Origin of the sequence: Streptomyces sp. enrichment culture (genome assembly GCF_964272895.1) — a bacterium.
Taxonomy (GTDB): domain Bacteria; phylum Actinomycetota; class Actinomycetes; order Streptomycetales; family Streptomycetaceae; genus Streptomyces.
The window spans coordinates 1062470-1081214 of the sequence record NZ_OZ186832.1; the positions used below are offsets into that span (position 1 = coordinate 1062470).

The 18745-nt window shown below is 73.5% G+C and carries 17 protein-coding genes and 1 pseudogene; 13 read left to right on the forward strand and 5 right to left on the reverse strand.

Annotated elements, in window-relative coordinates:
* Position 1: 1 nt before the first annotated feature.
* A complete protein-coding gene (locus ACSU6M_RS04765; RefSeq protein WP_437067327.1) occupies positions 2–232 on the reverse strand; it encodes an antitoxin in 231 nt (76 codons plus the stop codon).
* Between the two features lie 170 nt (positions 233–402).
* On the opposite strand from ACSU6M_RS04765, the gene ACSU6M_RS04770 reads away from it, so the two are divergent.
* The 8 genes from ACSU6M_RS04770 (at position 403) to mug (ending at position 9998) form a co-directional block, all read left to right on the forward strand.
* On the forward strand, positions 403–1422 hold the full coding sequence (locus ACSU6M_RS04770; RefSeq protein WP_437067329.1) for an ABC transporter ATP-binding protein: 1020 nt from the start codon (positions 403–405) through the stop codon (positions 1420–1422).
* A gap of 6 nt (positions 1423–1428) precedes the next feature.
* Entirely contained in the window at positions 1429–4002 is a 2574-nt protein-coding gene (locus ACSU6M_RS04775) for an ABC transporter permease (protein ID WP_437067331.1), read from the forward strand.
* Positions 4003–4057: 55 nt separating this feature from the next.
* Positions 4058–4483 carry a GNAT family N-acetyltransferase gene (locus tag ACSU6M_RS04780; RefSeq protein WP_437067333.1) on the forward strand — a complete coding sequence of 142 codons (426 nt, stop codon included), beginning with the start codon at positions 4058–4060 and terminating at the stop codon, positions 4481–4483.
* Positions 4484–4644: 161 nt separating this feature from the next.
* Complete coding sequence (locus ACSU6M_RS04785) at positions 4645–5982, forward strand: hemolysin family protein (protein ID WP_437067334.1); 1338 nt, start codon at positions 4645–4647, stop codon at positions 5980–5982.
* Positions 5982–6995: a hemolysin family protein gene (locus ACSU6M_RS04790; protein WP_437067336.1), complete on the forward strand. Its 1014-nt coding sequence runs from the start codon at positions 5982–5984 to the stop codon at positions 6993–6995. The genes ACSU6M_RS04785 and ACSU6M_RS04790 overlap by 1 nt, the downstream gene beginning before the upstream one ends.
* Positions 6996–7130: 135 nt before the next feature.
* Positions 7131–7940, forward strand: a complete 810-nt coding sequence (locus ACSU6M_RS04795; RefSeq protein WP_437067338.1) for an SGNH/GDSL hydrolase family protein — start codon at positions 7131–7133, stop codon at positions 7938–7940.
* 73 nt (positions 7941–8013) lie between these two features.
* On the forward strand, positions 8014–9456 hold the full coding sequence (gene purB / locus ACSU6M_RS04800) for an adenylosuccinate lyase (RefSeq protein WP_437067340.1): 1443 nt from the start codon (positions 8014–8016) through the stop codon (positions 9454–9456).
* On the forward strand, positions 9453–9998 hold the full coding sequence (gene mug, locus ACSU6M_RS04805) for a G/U mismatch-specific DNA glycosylase (protein WP_437075009.1): 546 nt from the start codon (positions 9453–9455) through the stop codon (positions 9996–9998). Before purB ends, mug begins: the two co-directional genes overlap by 4 nt.
* Positions 9999–10487: 489 nt before the next feature.
* Here the strand turns inward: mug and ACSU6M_RS04810 are convergent, their stop codons facing one another.
* The 3 genes from ACSU6M_RS04810 to ACSU6M_RS04820 all read right to left on the reverse strand — a co-directional run bounded on the left by ACSU6M_RS04810 (position 10488) and on the right by ACSU6M_RS04820 (position 12636).
* Positions 10488–10919 carry a hypothetical protein gene (locus tag ACSU6M_RS04810; protein ID WP_437067342.1) on the reverse strand — a complete coding sequence of 144 codons (432 nt, stop codon included), beginning with the start codon at positions 10917–10919 and terminating at the stop codon, positions 10488–10490.
* A gap of 68 nt (positions 10920–10987) precedes the next feature.
* On the reverse strand, positions 10988–11713 hold the full coding sequence (locus ACSU6M_RS04815) for an ABC transporter permease (RefSeq protein ID WP_437067344.1): 726 nt from the start codon (positions 11711–11713) through the stop codon (positions 10988–10990).
* Between the two features lie 2 nt (positions 11714–11715).
* The gene (locus ACSU6M_RS04820; RefSeq protein WP_437067345.1) at positions 11716–12636 is read right to left on the reverse strand and encodes an ATP-binding cassette domain-containing protein; all 921 of its coding nucleotides are present in this window, start codon (positions 12634–12636) and stop codon (positions 11716–11718) included.
* Between the two features lie 107 nt (positions 12637–12743).
* Between ACSU6M_RS04820 and ACSU6M_RS04825 the strand changes: the two genes are divergently transcribed.
* From ACSU6M_RS04825 to ACSU6M_RS04835, 3 genes are all read left to right on the forward strand, one after another.
* The gene (locus ACSU6M_RS04825; protein ID WP_437067347.1) at positions 12744–13925 is read left to right on the forward strand and encodes a sensor histidine kinase; all 1182 of its coding nucleotides are present in this window, start codon (positions 12744–12746) and stop codon (positions 13923–13925) included.
* 88 nt (positions 13926–14013) lie between these two features.
* Positions 14014–14688, forward strand: a complete 675-nt coding sequence (locus ACSU6M_RS04830; RefSeq protein ID WP_437067348.1) for a response regulator transcription factor — start codon at positions 14014–14016, stop codon at positions 14686–14688.
* A 576-nt stretch (positions 14689–15264) separates the two neighbouring features.
* A complete protein-coding gene (locus tag ACSU6M_RS04835; protein WP_437067350.1) occupies positions 15265–16422 on the forward strand; it encodes an ROK family transcriptional regulator in 1158 nt (385 codons plus the stop codon).
* Positions 16423–16457: 35 nt separating this feature from the next.
* Here the strand turns inward: ACSU6M_RS04835 and ACSU6M_RS04840 are convergent, their stop codons facing one another.
* A complete protein-coding gene (locus ACSU6M_RS04840) occupies positions 16458–17219 on the reverse strand; it encodes a GntR family transcriptional regulator (protein WP_437067352.1) in 762 nt (253 codons plus the stop codon).
* 320 nt (positions 17220–17539) lie between these two features.
* On the opposite strand from ACSU6M_RS04840, the gene ACSU6M_RS04845 reads away from it, so the two are divergent.
* On the forward strand, positions 17540–18370 hold the full coding sequence (locus ACSU6M_RS04845) for an alpha/beta fold hydrolase (protein ID WP_437067353.1): 831 nt from the start codon (positions 17540–17542) through the stop codon (positions 18368–18370).
* A 60-nt stretch (positions 18371–18430) separates the two neighbouring features.
* Positions 18431–18677, forward strand: a pseudogene (locus ACSU6M_RS04850) (alkaline phosphatase D family protein); the annotation flags it as partial.
* Between the last annotated feature and the right edge of the window lie 68 nt (positions 18678–18745).

Consider the following 18745-nt stretch of genomic DNA (forward strand, 5'->3'; position numbering starts at 1 on the left):
TTCAGCGACGGCCTTCGCGCCGTCCCTCGCCGAACTCCTCGGCGAAGACGGACTCGTAGCTCTTCATGAAGTCGGCGGCGGCCTCCACGAAGGTGTGGCCCACCTCGCCGGTGTCCTGTCTGACCAGCTCTTCGATGTAGCGGTTGACGCTCATGCCGCGCGCGAGGGCGCGTTCGCGGGCCGCGCGGGCCGTGCCCTCGTCCACCCGGACGTTCAGCTGGGTCTTCGCCATACCTTGAAGCTAGCGCCGAGGTGCTAGCACCCGCAAGGGCGCTCGAAAGAGATACCGGGTGTGCACCGGCTCACATTAGGCTCGGGCGGACAGGAAGATGCGCCTCGTCCGCGACGGAATGCGCGTCCTCCCCGACGGAACGCCCGTTGTCCCCGACCGAGGAGGCGGCCTTGTCCACACCTGCCGCGGAGCACGACCCGGGACCACCGCCGGTCGACGGTGTCGCCGCCCGGGCCCGGGGGCTGACCAAGGCGTACGGCTCGGGCGAGACGACCGTGCTCGCGCTGGACTCGGTGGACGTGGACATCGCGCGCGGCCGGTTCACCGCGGTCATGGGGCCGTCGGGGTCGGGCAAGTCCACGCTGATGCACTGTCTGGCCGGGCTCGACACCGTCTCGGCCGGTCAGGTGTGGCTCGGCGACACCGAGATCACCGGACTGCGGGAGCGGGAGCTGACCCGGCTGCGCAGGGACCGGATCGGCTTCATGTTCCAGTCGTTCAACCTGATCCCGACGCTCAACGCGCTGGAGAACATCACCCTGCCCATGGACATCGCCGGGCAGAAGCCCGATCCGGCGTGGCTGGACCGGGTCGTCGACACGCTCGGGCTGCGGGACCGGCTGCGGCACCGGCCCGCCCAGCTGTCGGGCGGCCAGCAGCAGCGGGTGGCGTGTGCCCGTGCGCTGGCCTCCCGGCCCGAGCTGATCTTCGCGGACGAGCCGACCGGCAACCTGGACTCACGGGCCGGTCTGGAGGTCCTCGGCTTCCTGCGCGAGGCGGTGGACGGGCTCGGGCAGACGGTGGTGATGGTCACCCATGATCCCGGCGCCGCGGCCCACTCCGATCTCGTGCTGTTTCTCGCGGACGGACGGATCGTGGACGAGATGCGGCGGCCCACGGCGGAGGCGGTGCTGGAGCGGATGAAACGGTTCGACGTGGGGCGGGGGCCGGCGGCGGGCGCCGGCGGCACGGCGGGCGACGGCGGCACGGCGGGCGACGGCGGCGCGGCTTTCGGGGGCGGGGGCGACGGCGGTCCGGCTTCCCGGCGTCCGGCCGACGAAGACGCGGGCGACAAGGGCCCGGCCTTCAGGCGCCCGGCCGACGGAGACGCGGGCGACAACGGCCCGGCCCCCAGGCGCCCGGCCGACGGAGACGCGGGCGGTCGCGGCTCGCTCGGCGAGGAGGGCTGAGTACCCATGCTCAAGGCGACCCTCCGCAGCTTCCTCGCGCACAAGGGGCGGCTGCTGCTGTCCGCGCTGGCCGTCATCCTGTCCGTCGCGTTCGTGGCGGGCAGCCTGATCTTCTCGGACACCGTGAGCCGCACCTTCGACCGGCTCTTCGCGTCCACGGCCGCCGATGTCACGATCAGCCCGGACGAGACGCTCGACGAGGCGGTGCCCTCGGGCTTCACACCGACCCTTCCCGCGGCGCTCGTGGAGCGGGTGCGGCAGGTGGACGGCGTGGCCGCGGCGCGCGTGGACGTCGACGTCAGCGGCATCACCGTCGTGAACCAGGACAACGAGTCGGTGGGCCCGACCACCGGCGCCCCGACCATCGGCACGGGCTGGAACCCCACCGAGCGCAGCCCCGTGGAGCTGACCTCGGGCACCGCCCCGCGCGGGCCGGGCGAGGCGCTGCTGGACTCGGAGACCGCCGACCGCAAGGACGTGGAGATCGGCGACACGCTCACCGTCATCGCCGCGCCCGGCTCCTTCCGGGTGAAGGTCGTCGGCATCGCCACGTTCACCACGACCAACCCCGGCGCGGCGCTGCTCTTCCTGGACCCGCCGGCCGCGCAGACCCGGCTGCTGGGCGACGCGAAGGCCGCCACCGCCGTCACCGTCGACGCGTCGCAGGGGGTGAGCGACGCCGAGCTGAAGCGGCGGGTGGCCGCGGCCCTCGGCGACAGCGCGGGCCGCTACGAGCTGCGGACCGCCGACGAGCAGGCCGAGTCGGACGTGGAGCAGCTCGGCGGGTTCCTCGACGTCATCAAGTACGTGATGCTCGGTTTCGCCGGGGTCGCCGTGCTCGTCGGCGTGTTCCTGATCGTCAACACGTTCTCCATGCTGATCGCCCAGCGCACCCGTGAGCTGGGCCTGCTGCGCGCGCTCGGCGCCGACCGGCGGCAGGTGCGCCGCTCGGTGCTCACCGAGGCGCTGCTGCTCGGGCTGGTCGGCTCCACGCTGGGGCTGGCCACCGGGATCGGGCTGGCGCTCGGGCTGATCGAGCTGATGGGCCTGCTCGGCATGAACATCCGGGCCACCGAGATGGTGGTCGGCTGGGGGACTCCCGTCGCGGCCTACGTCGTGGGCATGGGCGTCACCTTCGTCGCCGCGTATCTGCCGGCCCGGCGGGCCGCCGCGGTCTCGCCGATGGCGGCGCTCGCGGACGCCGAGGTGGCCGGGGTGGGGCGGCCGCTGAAGGTGCGGGCGGTGGTCGGCGTGGTCGTCGGCGCGGCCGGCGCGGCGGCGCTGGCGGGCTGTGCGGCGGCCTCGCGGACGGCGACGGCGGCCTCGCTGCTGGGCCTCGGGGTCGCGCTGACGCTGGTGGCCACGGTGATCGCGGGTCCGCTGCTGGTGCGGCCGGTGATCCGGGTCCTCGGCGCCGGCTTCCCCGCGCTGTTCGGCACGGTCGGGCGGATGAGCCAGCGCAACGCCCTGCGCAATCCCCGCCGTACCGGTGCCACGGCCGCCGCGCTGATGGTGGGCATCGCGCTGGTGGGCGGGATGTCGGTGGCGAGCGCGTCGATGACCAAGTCGTTCGACGAGCAGATCGACAAGACGCTGGGTGCCGACTTCGTGGTGCAGAACAGCAACTTCGTGCCGTTCCCGACGGAGGTCACCGACAAGGTGCGCGCCACCGAGGGCGTCGGCCTGGTCGTCCGGGCGCGGTTCACCCCGGTCGCCCTGCGGCTGCCCGACGGCGACCGCGTCAAGACCACGGCGGCCGGGTACGACCCGCGGCTCGACGAGGTCGCCAACCTCACCTACGCGCGCGGCGACACCGCGGCGGCGCTGGCCGCCGGGCACCTCGGCATGGACGTGGACTTCGCCCGCGACCACGGGGTGCGGGTCGGCACCGTGCTCCCGGTGGAGTTCCGCGGCGGGCGCGTCGCCGAACTGACCGTGGGCGCGCTGACCGACCAGGAGGCCGCCGAGGGCTTCGGCAACCAGGGCGGCGTCTACTTCGGCCTCGCCACCCTGGAGCGGTACGCGCCGGGCGGGCAGGACTCCGTGGTCTACGTCAACGGCGGCGCGGGCACGGGCGACGACGCGCTGCGCGCCGCCCTGGAGCGGACGCTGGAGGTGTATCCGCAGGTCCAGGTGCGGGACCAGGCCGACTACAAGGAGCTGATCCGTGATCAGATCGCGGTGCTGCTCTACCTGGTCTACGCCCTGCTGGGGCTCGCGATCGTCATCGCCGTGCTCGGTGTGGTCAACACCCTCGCCCTGTCGGTGGTGGAGCGCACGCGTGAGATCGGGCTGCTGCGGGCGATCGGCCTGGCGCGGCGGCAGCTGCGGCGGATGATCCGGCTGGAGTCGGTGGTCATCGCCGTGTTCGGCGCGGTGCTGGGGCTCGGCCTCGGGCTGGTGTGGGGGGTGTGCATGCAGCAGGTGCTGGCGCTCCAGGGCATGGGCGCCCTGGCCTTCCCGTGGGGCACGATCGTCGCGGTGGTGATCGGGTCCGCGGTCGTGGGCGTGGTGGCGGCGCTGCTGCCGGCGGCGCGGGCCTCGCGGATGAACGTACTGGAGGCGATCGCGCACGAGTGAGGTCCGCATGGTGGAATTCCCGGTCCACCCCCGGCGGGCATGATGTGATCGTTCCATGACCGACCTGCGGATACGGGCCGCGGCACCCGACGATCTCGACGCCGTCCTCGCCTTCTGGAAGACGGCCGCCGAGGGCACCAGCATCAGCGACGACCGCGAGGGGGTGGAGCGGCTCGTTGGGCGCGACCCGGAGTCGCTGCTGCTGGCCGAGCTGGACGGGGAGCTGGTGGGCACGGTGATCGCCGGCTTCGACGGCTGGCGCTGCCATCTGTACCGGCTCGCGGTGCATCCGCGGCGGCGGCGCCGCGGGATCGGCTCGGCCCTGCTCACGGCGGCCGAGGAACGGTTCGTACGACTCGGCGGGCGCCGTGGGGACGCGATGGTGCTCACCCGCAACGAGACCGCGCAGCACGCGTGGAGCGCGGCCGGGTACGCGCCCGAGGAGCAGTGGCGGCGCTGGACGAAGCCCCTCACCGACTGACTGCTTTGCCGATCCTTTACCATTGGGTGACCGTGAGCCCTCGTACGGGGGCCACTCCCTTCTCGTGAAAGGTGTGAGCGTCCGCCCATGGGCGAGCCTCCCAGTAGCCGATATCGCGCACGTCCCGCCACCCTGTCCGATCATGGGACGGAGGTGACCCGATGACCGAAGTGCTCCTGCTGCTGGTGGCGATCCTGCTCTCGCTGGCCTGCGGCGCCTTCGTGGCCGCCGAGTTCTCGCTCACGACCGTCGAGCGCGGCGACCTGGAGCAGGCGGTCGAACGCGGCGAGCGCGGCGCGGCCGGCGCGCTGAAGGCCGTACGCAACCTCACCTTCCAGCTCTCCGGCGCCCAGCTCGGCATCACCGTCACCAACCTGGTGGTCGGCATGCTCGCCGAGCCGTCGATCTCGCGGCTGATCTCCGGCCCGCTGAAGTCGGCCGGGATGTCGCAGTCGGCCGCCTCCTCCCTGGCGCTGGTGCTGGGCACCGCGCTGTCGACGGTGTTCCTGATGGTCGTCGGCGAACTGGTGCCGAAGAACTGGGCGATCTCCTCGCCGCTGGCCGTGGCCAAGACGGTGGGCAACGCGCAGCGCTGGTTCAGCCGCGCCTTCCGGCCCTTCATCACCCATCTGAACAACACGGCGAACCGCGTGGTGCGCCGCATGGGCATCGAGCCCGCCGAGGAGCTGGCCTCCGCGCGCGGGCCGCAGGAGCTGGCCGCGCTCGCCCGGCACTCGGCCCGCGAGGGCGCGCTGGAGCCGGACACCGCCGAGCTGTTCGTCCGCACCCTGAACCTGGCCGACCTGACCGCGGAGAACGTGATGACGCCGCGCGTCCAGGTGGTGGCCCTCGACGTCCAGGCGACCTGCGAGGACGTCGCCAACGCCACCCGGGCGACGGGCCTGTCCCGGTTCCCGGTCTACCGCGGCAACCTGGACTCGGTCGTGGGCACCGCGCACATCAAGGACGTCCTGGCGGTGCCCGCCGAGCGGCGCTCGCGGGTCCGGGTCGCCGAGCTGATGCGGGAGCCGCTGCTGGTCCCCGAGACCCTCACCGTGGACCGGCTCCTTGACCGGCTGTCCGGCAAGCGGACCATGGCCGTGATCATCGACGAGTACGGCGGCACCGCGGGCGTCGCCACCCTGGAGGACATCGTCGAGGAGGTCGTCGGCGAGGTCCGGGACGAGCACGACCCGCACGAGACGCCCGACCTCGCCCCGGCCGGCACCGACGAGGACGGCCACGCCCTGTACTCCGCGGACGGAGCCGCCCGTATGGACCAGCTCGCGCGGGTCGGCCTGCGACCGCCCGAGGGGCCGTACGAGACCCTCGCCGGCCTCGTCGCCACGGAACTCGGCCGCATCCCGGCCGACGGGGACAGCCTGCGGGTCGGCGGCTGGCGCCTGGACGTGGTCGACGCGACCGGACGCCGGGCCGCGCGGGTGCTGCTGCACGCGCCGCTGGACGACACCGACGAGCCCGAGGAAGGGGGACGGTGATGGTCGCCGTACAACTGCTGATCGGTCTGGCGACCCTGGTCGTCAACGCCTTCTTCGTCGGCGCCGAGTTCGCGCTGATCTCCGTGCGCCGCTCGCAGATCGAGCCGTACGCCGAGCAGGGCGACCGGCGTGCCCGCAGTGTGCTGTGGGGGCTCGAGCACGTGTCCGCGCTGATGGCCGCGGCCCAGCTCGGCATCACCCTGTGCACTCTGGTGCTCGGTGTGGTGGCCGAACCGGCGATCGCGCATCTGCTGGAACCGGCGTTCCACGCGGCCGGTGTGCCGAGCGGCGCGGGACACGCGGTGTCGTTCGTCATCGCGCTGACCCTGGCCACGTATCTCCACATGCTGCTCGGCGAGATGGTGCCGAAGAACATCGCGCTGGCCGAGCCGGTGCGCAGCGCGCTGCTGCTGGGCCCGCCGCTGGTGACGCTGGCCCGGGCGCTGCGGCCGGTGATCTTCACGATCAACGCCTTCGCCAACGCCCTGCTCAAGCTGATGCGGATCGAGACCAAGGACGAGGTCACGGCGACCTTCTCGGACGCCGAGCTGGCCCGTCTGGTGCGGGACTCCGGTGAGGCGGAGCTGATCGACGCGCGCACGCGGGAGCGGCTGAACGACGCGCTCGAACTGGGGCGCAGGCCGGTGCGGGACGTCGTACTGCCACTGGAACGTGTCGTCTACGCGCGCGTGGGTGTCACTCCGGAGGAGCTGGAGCGGCTGTCCGCCGAGTCCGGGTTCTCCCGGTTCCCGGTGGTGGACGAGGGGCGCCGGATCGTCGGCTACCTCCACGTCAAGGACGCCCTGGACGCCTCCCCGCGGGACGTCGCCTTCCGGCTCCGCGACATGCGGCCCATCGCGCGCGTACGGGAGACCACTCCGCTGGACGACGTGCTCACCGCGATGCGGGGCAGCCGTACGCACCTGGCGGCGGCGCTCGGCGACGACGGGCGGCTGGCGGGGCTGGTGACGATGGAGGACGTGCTGCGGGAGCTGTTCGGGCAGCGGGCGTAGGCGCGTGTGCCGGGGCGGGGCGGATGTCCTCGCTGGGTGAGCGGGGGCGTCCTGGGCAGTCTGCCGGGGCGCCCTCGTCGATGTGCCGGGGTGACCGACCGCTGGGTATGTCGGCGGGTTACGATCGCTGACGCCATGCAGACGAATCCCACCCACAGCAGCCTGGTCGCGGTCGGCGACTCCTTCACCGAGGGCATGTCGGACCTCCTGCCCGACGGCACGTACCGCGGCTGGGCGGACCTTCTCGCGGCGCGGATGGCCGCGCGGACGCCCGGTTTCCGGTACGCCAACCTCGCCGTACGGGGCAAGCTGATCGGGCAGATCGTCGACGAGCAGGTGGGCACGGCCGCCGCGATGGGCGCCGATGTGATCACCCTGGTCGGCGGTCTGAACGACACCCTGCGCCCCAAGTGCGACATGGGGCGGGTGAAGGCGCTGCTGACCGAGGCCGTGGAGCGGCTGACGCCGGCCTGCGAGCAGCTGGTGCTGATGCGCAGTCCGGGCCGCCAGGGTCCGGTCCTGGAGCGGTTCCGCCCGCGCATGGAGGAGCTGTTCGCCTGCATCGACGACCTCGCCGCCCGGCACGGCGCGGTGGTGGTCGACCTGTACGGCGCTCCCGCGCTCGGCGATCCGCGGCTGTGGGACGTGGACCGGCTGCATCTGACCGCCGAGGGCCATCGCCGGGTGGCGGAGGCGGTGTGGCAGACGCTGGGCTACGAGCCGGAGGACCCCGAGTGGCACGTGCCCCCGCCGGCGACCCTGCCGCCGGGCTGGGTCACGCGGCGGGTCGCGGACGTACGCTTCGCCCGGCAGCACCTGCTCCCGTGGATCGGCCGCCGTCTGACGGGCCGCTCCTCGGGCGACGGGCGTCCGCCCAAGCGCGCCGAGCTGCTGCCGTACGAGCTGCCGCTGCCCGGGGACGTCGGCGCCGGCGAGGGCAGGTGACGGGGCTCTCGTAGGTTCCGCCGAACGGGGCCGTGGCGTTGGCCTGCACTAATCGCCAGTAAACTCTGGACACGTGACTTCAGCGCCCGCCAAGCCCCGCATCCCGAACGTTCTCGCCGGACGGTACGCCTCCGCCGAGCTCGCCACGCTCTGGTCCCCCGAGCAGAAGGTCAAGCTGGAGCGTCAGCTCTGGCTCGCCGTGCTGCGTGCCCAGAAGGACCTCGGCATCGAGGTGCCGGACGCGGCGATCGCCGACTACGAGCGTGTCCTCGACCAGGTCGACCTGGCCTCCATCGCCGAGCGCGAGAAGGTCACGCGGCACGACGTGAAGGCGCGGATCGAGGAGTTCAACGACCTCGCCGGGCACGAGCAGGTCCACAAGGGCATGACGTCCCGCGACCTGACGGAGAACGTCGAACAGCTCCAGATCCGCCTCTCGCTGGAGCTGATGCGCGACCGCACGGTGGCCGTCCTGGCCCGCCTCGGCAAGCTGGCCGGCGAGTACGGCGAGCTGGTCATGGCCGGCCGCTCCCACAACGTCGCCGCGCAGGCCACCACCCTCGGCAAGCGTTTCGCGACCGCCGCCGACGAGCTGCTGGTCGCCTACGGCCGCCTGGAGGAGTTGCTCGGCCGCTACCCGCTGCGCGGCATCAAGGGCCCGGTCGGCACCGCCCAGGACATGCTCGACCTGCTCGGCGGCGACGCGTCGAAGCTGGCCGACCTGGAGAACCGGATCGCCGGTCACCTCGGCTTCTCGCATGCCTTCACCTCCGTCGGCCAGGTCTACCCGCGCTCCCTGGACTACGAGGTCGTCACCGCCCTGGTGCAGCTGGCGGCGGCGCCGTCCTCGCTGGCCAAGACCATCCGGCTGATGGCCGGGCACGAGCTGGTCACCGAGGGCTTCAAGCCCGGCCAGGTCGGCTCCTCCGCGATGCCGCACAAGATGAACACCCGCTCCTGCGAGCGCGTCAACGGCCTCATGGTCATCCTGCGCGGCTACGCCTCGATGACCGGCGAGCTGGCGGGCGACCAGTGGAACGAGGGCGATGTGTCCTGCTCGGTGGTGCGCCGGGTCGCGCTGCCGGACGCGTTCTTCGCGCTGGACGGTCTGCTGGAGACGTTCCTGACCGTGCTGGACGAGTTCGGCGCGTTCCCCGCCGTCGTCGCCCGTGAGCTGGACCGCTACCTGCCGTTCCTCGCCACCACCAAGGTGCTGATGGGCGCGGTGCGGGCCGGGGTCGGCCGGGAGATCGCCCACGAGGCCATCAAGGAGAACGCCGTGGCCACCGCGCTCGCCATGCGGGAGCAGGGCGCCGAGCGCAACGACCTGCTCGACAAGCTGGCCGCGGACGAGCGGCTGCCGCTGGACCGTGAGCAGCTGGGCGCCCTGATGGCCGACAAGCTGTCCTTCACCGGCGCCGCCGCCGACCAGGTCGCCTCGGTCGTCGGCCGCGTCGAGGAGCTCGTCAAGCAGCACCCGGAGGCCGCCGGCTACACCCCCGGAGCGATTCTCTGACCCGCTTCACCCGGCAGGAACTGGAGGCCGCCCGCGACCGTCTCGTACCGGACGTCGTCGCGGACGGTCTCCATGTGCTGTTCTGCGGCATCAACCCCGGCCTGATGACGGCCGCGACCGGCCACCACTTCGCCCGTCCCGGCAACCGCTTCTGGCCGGTGCTGCATCTGTCCGGCTTCACGCCCCGGCTGCTGAAACCGGCCGAGCAGCAGGAACTGCTGTCGTACGGGCTCGGGATCACCAACGTGGTGGCCCGCGCGACCGCCCGTGCCGACGAGCTGACCGCCGAGGAGTACCGCGAGGGTGGGCGGCTGCTGGCACTGAAGGTCGCCCGGCTGAAGCCCCGTTGGCTGGCGGTGGTCGGAGTCACCGCGTACCGCGCGGCGTTCGACGACCCGCGGGCCCGGGTCGGGCCGCAGGAGCGGACGATCGGGGACACGCGCGTGTGGGTGCTGCCGAACCCCAGCGGGCTGAACGCGCACTGGACGACCGCGACGATGGCCGAGGAGTACGCCCGCCTGCGGGTGGCGGCGGAGGACTGACCACGCCTCGCCGGGGGCGGCTTGAGCGGGGGCGGCGGCTGGGGCGGGGTCGGGCGGCTGCGCGGGGGCAGTGGCGGTGGGTTTTTGCGGGGCGCCGCGGGCGTGCAGGTCGATGTGAGGGGCTTCGTAGGCTTCGTAAGCCGCTGCGGGCTTCCAAGCCCACGGTGAGCGGCTTCGTGCGGGCGCCGCGGCTTCGCGGCCGACGGTGAGGGGCCTCGTGCGGGTGCTGCGGCTTCGTGGCCGACGGTGCGCGGCTTCGTGCGGGCGCTGCTGCTTCGAGGCCGACGGCGAGAAGCTCCGTACGGCGCTGCGGCTTCCAGGCGCTCCGTACGGCGCTGCGGCTTCCAGACCGACGGTGAGACGCTTCGTACGGGCGCCGCAGGCGACCAGGTCGACGTGGGGGCTTCGTACGGGCGTCGCCAGCGCCCTCCCACGACCTGCGCTTCGAGGCGGTCCGGCCGACGGTGAGGGTTTTCGCCGGTCGGCGGCTCATGGCGGGTCCGTCTCCGTGACGATCGCCAGGAGCCGGGCGTCCTCCGTCTCCCCCCGCGTGGCCACCCCCAGCGCCACCCAGCGTCCGCTGGTGTCGGTGCGCCACAGGGACACCTCGTCCACCATCACGCCCACGCTCCCCCACGGCTCGGGTATCTCCTCACCCCGCTCCATGCGCACCCGGAGGGTCAGCGTGCTCCACGGCGGCTGGGCTCCCCACCTCTGGTCCAGCCGCTGCGCCAGCCCCTCCCGGTACGCCTCCAGGTCCTCCGCCGTGCGCGACCGGTGCGCGGCGTCCCCGTCGCCGGCCGCCAACTCCGCTATCCAGTAGCCCGGTCCTTCCCGTCCCACGTCCGACCAGCCGTGCTCCGCCGGGAAGGGGCGGGAGCACAGCCGGTCGATGGTGTCCAGGTACCGCGCGATGTCCATGCCCCCAGTAAACCCGCCGCCACTGACAATTGGCGGGGCGTCAGCCGGGGGCCGGGGCCTGCCGCGGGTCAGGCGTCGCGGCGCCGTACGCTCCACGCCCCGGCGGCGAGGGCGGCGGCCGCCCAGGCGGCGGTCACGGCGAGACCGGTCCAGGGGCTGAGGGTGCCGTCCCAGGTCTGGTGCAGGGCGACCTGACCGGCCCTGTCCGGCAGGAAGTCGGTGGCCTTCCCCGCCACGTCGCCGATGACGAAGGGGACGACGAGGACGAAGGGGACGATGATCGACAGCGCGCCGACACCGCTGCGCAGCAGCGCCGCGAGCCCGGTGGCGAGCAGTGCCATCAGCCCGAGGTAGATCCCGCAGCCGAGGACCGCGCGCAGTTGCTGACCGGTGGTCAGTCCGTCAGCCGCCGCGCCCATCGAGGCACGGGCCGCCCCGAGGGAGGCGGCCGCGGTCACCAGGCCCACCAGGAACGCCGGTACGCCCACGGCCAGCGCCTTGGCCGCGAACCACCGGCCCCGCCGCGGCACCGCCGCCAGGGACAGGCGCAGGGCGCCCGAGTGGAACTCCGCCGACATGGTGAGCGCGCCGAAGGCGATGACGGCTATCTGGCCGGGCAGCACCCCCGAGAAGGCGGTGAACAGCACGTCGGACTCGGGATCGGAGGCCCCGTCGCCCCCGGCGATCGCCGAGAACGCCGTGGAGACGGCGAGCAGGGCGAGCAGCGCGCCGTAGAGGGAGCGCAGGGTGCCGATCTTCAGCAGCTCGGCGTGCAGGATCGGTGCGAACGGCATGGTCAGGCCCCTTGAAGCTGTGCGGTGTACTCGGTCTCGGACGCGGTCAGGTCGAGGTATGCCTGTTCCAGCGTGCCCTCCAGCGCGGTGAGTTCGAGGAGCGGGACGCCCGCCTCGGACGCGAGCCTGCCGATGTCGGCCACGTGCGCGTGGGGCACGGTCCAGGCTCCGTCGTCGCCGGGTTCGGCGGTGTGGCCGTGCCGGGCGAGGAGGTCCCGCAGGGCCTCGCCGTCCGTGGTGCGCACCCGTACCCGTGGCTGCACGCGCGCGTCGATGAACTCCCGCATCGGCAGGTCGGCGAGCAGCCGCCCGCGCCCGAGGACCACGAGGTGGTCGGCGAACTCGGCGGTCTCGTTCATCAGATGGCTGGAGACCAGGACGGTACGGCCCTCGGCGGCGAGCCGGCGCAGCAGGCCGCGGATCCAGATGATGCCCTCGGCGTCGAGGCCGTTGGACGGCTCGTCCAGCATCACCACCGGCGGATCGCCCAGCAGCGCGGCCGCGATGCCCAGGCGCTGACGCATGCCCAGCGAGTAGGTCCGCACCCGGCGCCGTGCGACGGACTCAAGCCCGGTCTCCGCCAGCACCTCGTCCACCCGCCGGACGGGAATGCGGTTGCTCGCGGCGAGGACGCGCAGGTGGTCACGGGCCGTGCGGGAGCCGTGGGCCGCCTGGGCGTCGAGCAACGCGCCCACCTGGCGCAGGGGTTCGTCGAGATCGGCGTAGGCACGGCCGCCGACGGTGGCGGTGCCCGAGGTCGGCCGGTCGAGGCCGAGCACGAGCCGCATGGTGGTGGACTTCCCCGCGCCGTTGGGGCCGAGGAAGCCGGTCACCCGGCCGGGCCGCACGCCGAAGGTCAGGGCGTCCACGGCCCGCCGGCTGCCGTACTCCTTGGTGAGGTCTTGGACGTCGATGCTGGTCATGGCGTCATCGTGGCCGGTGGGGCGGTTCGGCGGCCTCCCCCGCGGGAGGAGTCCGTCTCCCCCGGACGGGGGAGGGCGTTGTCGGTGCCGGCTGCGAGGATGGACAAGTGATCCGCCTGCTGCGCCCGTTCGCCCGGGCCGTGACGTACACCCGATGGCTGCATCTGTTCATGGCCGTCGTGTGGCCCGCCATGTGGATGTACCTGGACGACAGGCATTGGTGGCTGTCCGCGGTCCTGCTCGCCCTCGCCGGTCTGGTGCCGGGCATGCGCACGGTGGAGGGACTGCAGGCCCGGCTGCTGTTGCTGGGGCAGCGGCAGGGCGGGGACGGGCCGGAGATCGTCACGGCGCCGTCCCGGACGTGGGGTGACCGGGGGCGCACGGTCCTGTGGCTGGAGGCGCGGCTGGCGCTGGGTTTCCTCGTCGGCATGCTGACCGTGCAACTGCCCGTCACCACCGAGATGCTGGTGCGGGCGGGACTGCGGCTGGGCGGCGGTGGTCTCGACGAGGGCGCCGTGCTGCAGATCACCGGGCACCACTGGTGGTACGTCGCGCTGGCGCCGCTGCCGCTGGTCCTGCTGGCCGTGGTGGTCGTATTCTCCGGCGAGCTGATCACCCGCCTGGCCGCGCGGTTGCTCGGCCCCTCCCCCGCCGAGCGGCTGGCCGCCCTGGAGGAGCGCACCGAGCAGCTGCTGGAGCGCAACCGCATCGCGCGCGAGCTGCACGACTCCATCGGGCACGCGCTGACGGTGGCCGTGATCCAGGCGGGCGCGGCACGGACCGCGGGCGACCCGGAGTTCACCGACCGCGCCCTGGCCGCGATCGAGGAGACCGGGCGGGCCGCGCTGGAGGATCTGGACCGGGTGCTGGGTGTGCTGCGCGAGTCGGAGCGGCCGGTGAGCAGCAGACCCACGCTGGCCGACGCCGACCGGCTGCTGGAGTCCGCGCGGGCCTCCGGGGCGAAGGTGGACGCCGAGGTGAGCGGTCCGGTGGAGACGGTGCCGGGGCCCGTCTCGCGCGAGGGGTACCGGATCCTTCAGGAGGCCCTGACGAATGTGCTGCGGCACGCGGGGACCGTACCGGTGGGCGTGCGGGTGGCGGTCTCGGACGGCACGCTCGTGCTGGATGTGCGCAACGCACTGCCCGCGGCGGCCGCGCCGACGCCGTCCGGCGGGCGGGGCAGCGGCCTGCGCGGCATACGTGAGCGGGCGGCCCTGCTGGGCGGCCGGGCCCGCACCGGGCCGGACGAGGGGGACTGGCGGGTACGGGTGGAACTGCCGCTGGCCTGACGGCCGCAGGGGCTCGACGAGGGGGTCGGCGGTGCGGGCGGAACCACCGCTGGAGTGACGGCCGTACGGGCTCGACTAACCTGTCCGGATGCCCGTCACCGTACTCCTCGTCGACGACGAACCGCTGGTCCGAGCCGGTCTGCGGGCCGTTCTCGACGCTCAGCCCGACATCGAGGTGGTGGGCGAGGCCGCCGACGGGGCCGCGGTGATCCCGCTGGTGCGGCAACTGCGGCCGGACGTGGTCGCGATGGACGTGCGGATGCCCCTTCTGGACGGCATCGAGGCCACGCGCGCGGTGCTGCGGACGGTGCCGGATCCGCCGAAGATCCTGGTGGTGACGACGTTCGAGAACGACGAGTACGTGTACGACGCGCTGCGCGCCGGAGCCGACGGGTTCCTGCTGAAGCGGGCCCGGCCGGCGGAGATCGTGCACGCCGTGCGGCTGGTCGCGGAGGGCGAGTCGCTGCTGTTCCCGGCGTCGGTGCGGCAGTTGGCGGCGGAGTACGGGGACGGTGGAGCGGGCGGGGGCGGCAATTCCGAGGCCCGCGCCGCCCTGGAGCGGGCCCGGCTCACCGAGCGTGAGGCGGAGGTGCTGCGGCTGATGACGCGCGGGCTGTCGAACGCGGAGATCGCGGCCCGGCTGACGGTGGGCACGGAGACCGTGAAGTCGCACGTCAGCGCCGTATTGGCGAAGCTCGGGGCGCGGGATCGGACACAGGCGGTGATCGTCGCGTACGAGTCGGGGTTCGTGTCGCCGGGGTGAGCGGCAGGGGGTGAGGGGGCGTGTGAACGGGGTGAGTGAGCGGGGTTGCGGAGAGGGCTGGGCGGACGGCTCGTGTGGAAGGGAGGGAGGCTGTGCCGGCCGCCCGCAGGGCGTGGCCCGTGCCGGACGGGGGAACGTGGTGCTTGCCGCCCGTGGGGCGTGTCCGTGCCGGGTGGCGGAAAGGGGTACTGGCCGCCCGCGGGGCGTGTCCATGCCGGACGGCAGAGCGCGGTACTGGCCGCCCGCGGGGCGTGCCTGTGCCGGACGGCGGAACACGGTCCTGGCCGGCCGGGGAGTGTGCTCGTGCCGCATGGCGGAGCGTGGTCCTTGCCGCCCCGTGGGGTGTGTCCGTGCCGGATGGCAGAGCGCGGTCCTGGACGCCTGCGGAGCGTGCCCGTGCCGGATGGCAAAGCGTGGTCCTGCTGGCCCCCGGCCGGAGGCCCGGTCGGCCGTCGCCGCGGGCTCGGTCGGCCCGTGCAGCGGCCTCGGGGCGGAGCGGGCGGTTCCGGCACTCGCCGGTCCTCGTCGCGCCGAGTACGATCCGGCCATCACGCGCTCGAGCTGGGAGGACGGACGGTGGGGCGGCTGACCGGCGGGGATCCCTCGCTGCTGCGAAGGATCAATTCCGCGGTGGTGCTGCACGCGCTGCGTGCCACGGACTGCGCGACGCTGACGGAGATCACGCGCGTCACCGGGCTGTCCCGGCCGACGGTGGAGGGCGTCGTGGAAGGGCTGATCGAGGCCGGTCTGGTCGTCGAGAAGGCGGCCGAGGAGGGCGCCGCCCGGCGCCAGGGCCGGCCCGCGCGGCGCTTCCGGTTCCGGGCCGAGGCGGGTCATCTGCTGGGTCTGGAGATCGGCGCCCATCGGGTCGCCGCGCTCCTCGCCGACCTGGACGGCCGGGTGCTGGGCGCCCAGGCCAAGGAGGTCGACGAGACCCTCGACGCCGACGAGCGGCTGGAGCGGCTGCGCGGCGCGGTGGCCGAACTGCTGCGCCGGGCCGGTGTCTCACGGGCCTCGCTGCGGGCGGTGGGCGTGGGTACGCCCGGCATCGTGGAGGCCGACGGCACGGTGCGGCTGGGCACCGCGCTGCCCGGATGGACGGGGCTGCGGCTGGGCGAGCGGCTGAGCCGGTCGTTCAAGTGCCCGGTGCTGGTGGAGAACGACGCCAACGCTGCGGCGGTCGCCGAGCACTGGAAGGGTTCGGCGACCGAGTCCGACGACGTGGTGTTCGTGCTGGCCGGGCTGAGCCCCGGCGCGGGTTCGCTGATCGGCGGGCGGCTGCACCGCGGGTACGGCGGGGCGGCCGGGGAGATCGGCGCGCTGCATCTGCTGGGGCGCGAGGTGACCCCGGAGACGCTGCTGTCCACGACGGACCAGCCGCTGCACCCGCTGGACGAGCAGGCGGTCGCCGACGTCTTCGCGCGGGCCCGCAAGGGCGACGACGAGGCCCGCGCGGCCGTCGACCGGTTCATCCAGCGGCTGGTGCACGACGTGGCCGCGCTGGTGCTGGCCCTGGACCCCGAGCTGGTGGTGATCGGGGGCTGGGCGGCGGGTCTGGACGACGTACTCGAACCGTTGCGGCGGGAGCTGGCGCGCTACTGTCTGCGGCCGCCGCGGGTGGCGCTGTCGCTGCTCGGCGAGGCGGCGGTGGCCACGGGCGCGGTCCGGCTCGCGCTCGACCATGTGGAGGAGCAGTTGTTCGCGGTGGAGGGCACGGTGACGGCCCGCCGCTGAACCGGCCCCTGGGGGGAGGCCGGTTCAGCGGGTGCTCAGGACGCCTGGCGCTGCGGGTCCTGGTGGATCTCCACCCCGCCGGAGTCGCCGAAGGTGAGCCGGCAGGTGTCCGCGCGGTAGGTGGCGACGGACAGCGCGGCGGTGCGGCCCTCGGCGAGGAACCGGGTGGTGACGACGAGGACGGGCGCACCGGGCAGCCGGTCCAGTTCCTTGGCGTCGTCCGCGCGGGCCGAGCCCAGCTCGACGGCGCTTTCGTGGCCCTCCAGCTCCAGGCGCTGCAGTTCGCGCAGCACCGCACGCGCGCGTGCCGCGCCCGAGGGGGCGTCTATGCCGGACAGGTCCGGCACCGAGGCCCGCGGGATGTGCAGCAGCTCGGCGGCGACGGGCTGGCCGTGGGTCGTACGGATGCGGCGCACCGTGTGGACGGCCTCGTCGGGCGCGGTCTCCAGGGCGGCGGCGACGCGCGCGGGCGGGACCTCCAGGACGCAGTCGACCGCCTGCCAGACGTCCCCGGACGCGCCGGGCCAGGCGTGGGGTTCGCTGCCGACGTCGACGCCCACGCGGGGCGGGGCGACGGTCGTACCGACACCGCGGCGGCGCTGCAGCCGGCCTTCCAGCTCCAGCTGCTCCAGCGCCTGGCGGAGCGTGGCGCGGGCGACACCGAAGCGGGCCGCGAGATCACGTTCGTTGGGCAGGATCTCGCCCACCGAGAACTCGGAGTCCAGTGCCTCACTGAGCACGGTCTTGAGGTGCCAGTACTTCGGTTCCGGCACCGATTCCAGCTGCGTGGTCCCCACCCTGTCCTCCGCAATCGCCGTGATCCGGCGGCCTTTTAGCGCCTTTGTTTATTAAAGGTTGTTGCACTTATCAGCGACCATAGGACGCCCCCCACCCTTGGTCAAGACCAATCCTCGACACCCTGGGCAGTCGGCGGGGGCGGACGCGGCCGAGCGTTCACAGGGCGTTCGCACGGGGCCGCACGGATGACGTGAAGCCGAAACCCCCGCCACGGCGAGGGGGCTGGTGACCGCGAACCGGGGACTACCCACCGGTAGCAATTGCTGACAAGCTGTCCACCAAGAAGCAAGAGGTGTGTCCCCCGGCAAAGGAGCTGCCCTTGTCCGCCACCGTCACCTTGAAAGTCCCCTCGCCCCGGGGCCGGCGGTCCGTGACCCTCTCCTACGCGCGCGTGGGCAGCGGCGAACCGTTGCTGCTGCTGCACGGAATCGGCCACCACTGGCAGGCGTGGGAGCCGGTCATCGACATCCTGGCCGCCGAGCGGGACGTGATCGCCGTGGATCTGCCGGGGTTCGGCGCGTCCCCTTCCCTGCCGGACGGACTCGCCCACGACCTGTCCACGATGACCACCGCGCTCGCCGCCCTGTGCGAGGCGCTGGACGTCGACCGGCCCCATGTCGCGGGCAACTCCCTCGGCGGGCTGCTGGCCCTGGAACTCGGCCGGGAGAAACTCGTCCGGTCGGTCACCGCCCTGTCGCCGGCCGGCTTCTGGACGCAGGCCGAGCGGCGCTACGCGTTCGGCGTCCTCCTCGCCATGTGGCAGAGCGCGCGGCGGCTGCCGCCGCCCCTGGTCGAGCGGCTGTCCCGGACGGCTGCCGGGCGGACCGTCCTGACGAGCACGATCTACGCCCGTCCCGGCCGCCGTTCACCCGAGGCCGTGGTCGCCGAGACCCTGGCCCTCGCCCGCGCCACGGGCTTCACCGAGACCCTCCGCGCGGGCACCACCGTGCAGTTCACCGACGACGTCCCCGGCATACCGGTCACCGTGGCCTGGGGCACCAAGGACCGGCTCCTGCTGCGCCGGCAGGGCGTGCGCGCCAAGGGCATCATCCCCAAGGCCCGGCTGGTGCGGCTGCCCGGCTGCGGCCATGTGCCGATGAACGACGACCCCGCTCTCGTCGCCCGCGTCATCCTCGACGGCAGCCGCTGACGGCAGGGCGAGGCTCCGCTCGGCGCCGGCCGGGTGCACGCCGGAACCCAGAGCCGCTGCGGCGCCACCAGGGCCGGGGCGGGGCCCGGTGCCCTCGACGGCACGTCCGGCCCCGAACGCGTCTTCGTGAAGGCGCACGGCCGGGCCGGGCGTCGCCAACGTCTCTCCGGCGGGCGGCTACCAGTTCTTCGGCGAGGTCGACATCGACGGCGACACCGCGGGGCTGACGGTGCGGCTGCGGGAGCGGGAGCGGGACGGCGGCGTGTTGTTCACGAAGACGCTCCAACCGGGCCGAGTGGGCCAGTAACTGCCGTACTCTCGTCGGCACGTGTCCCGCACCGGCGTCATCTCCCGGTGCGGGGCACGTGCGCGACC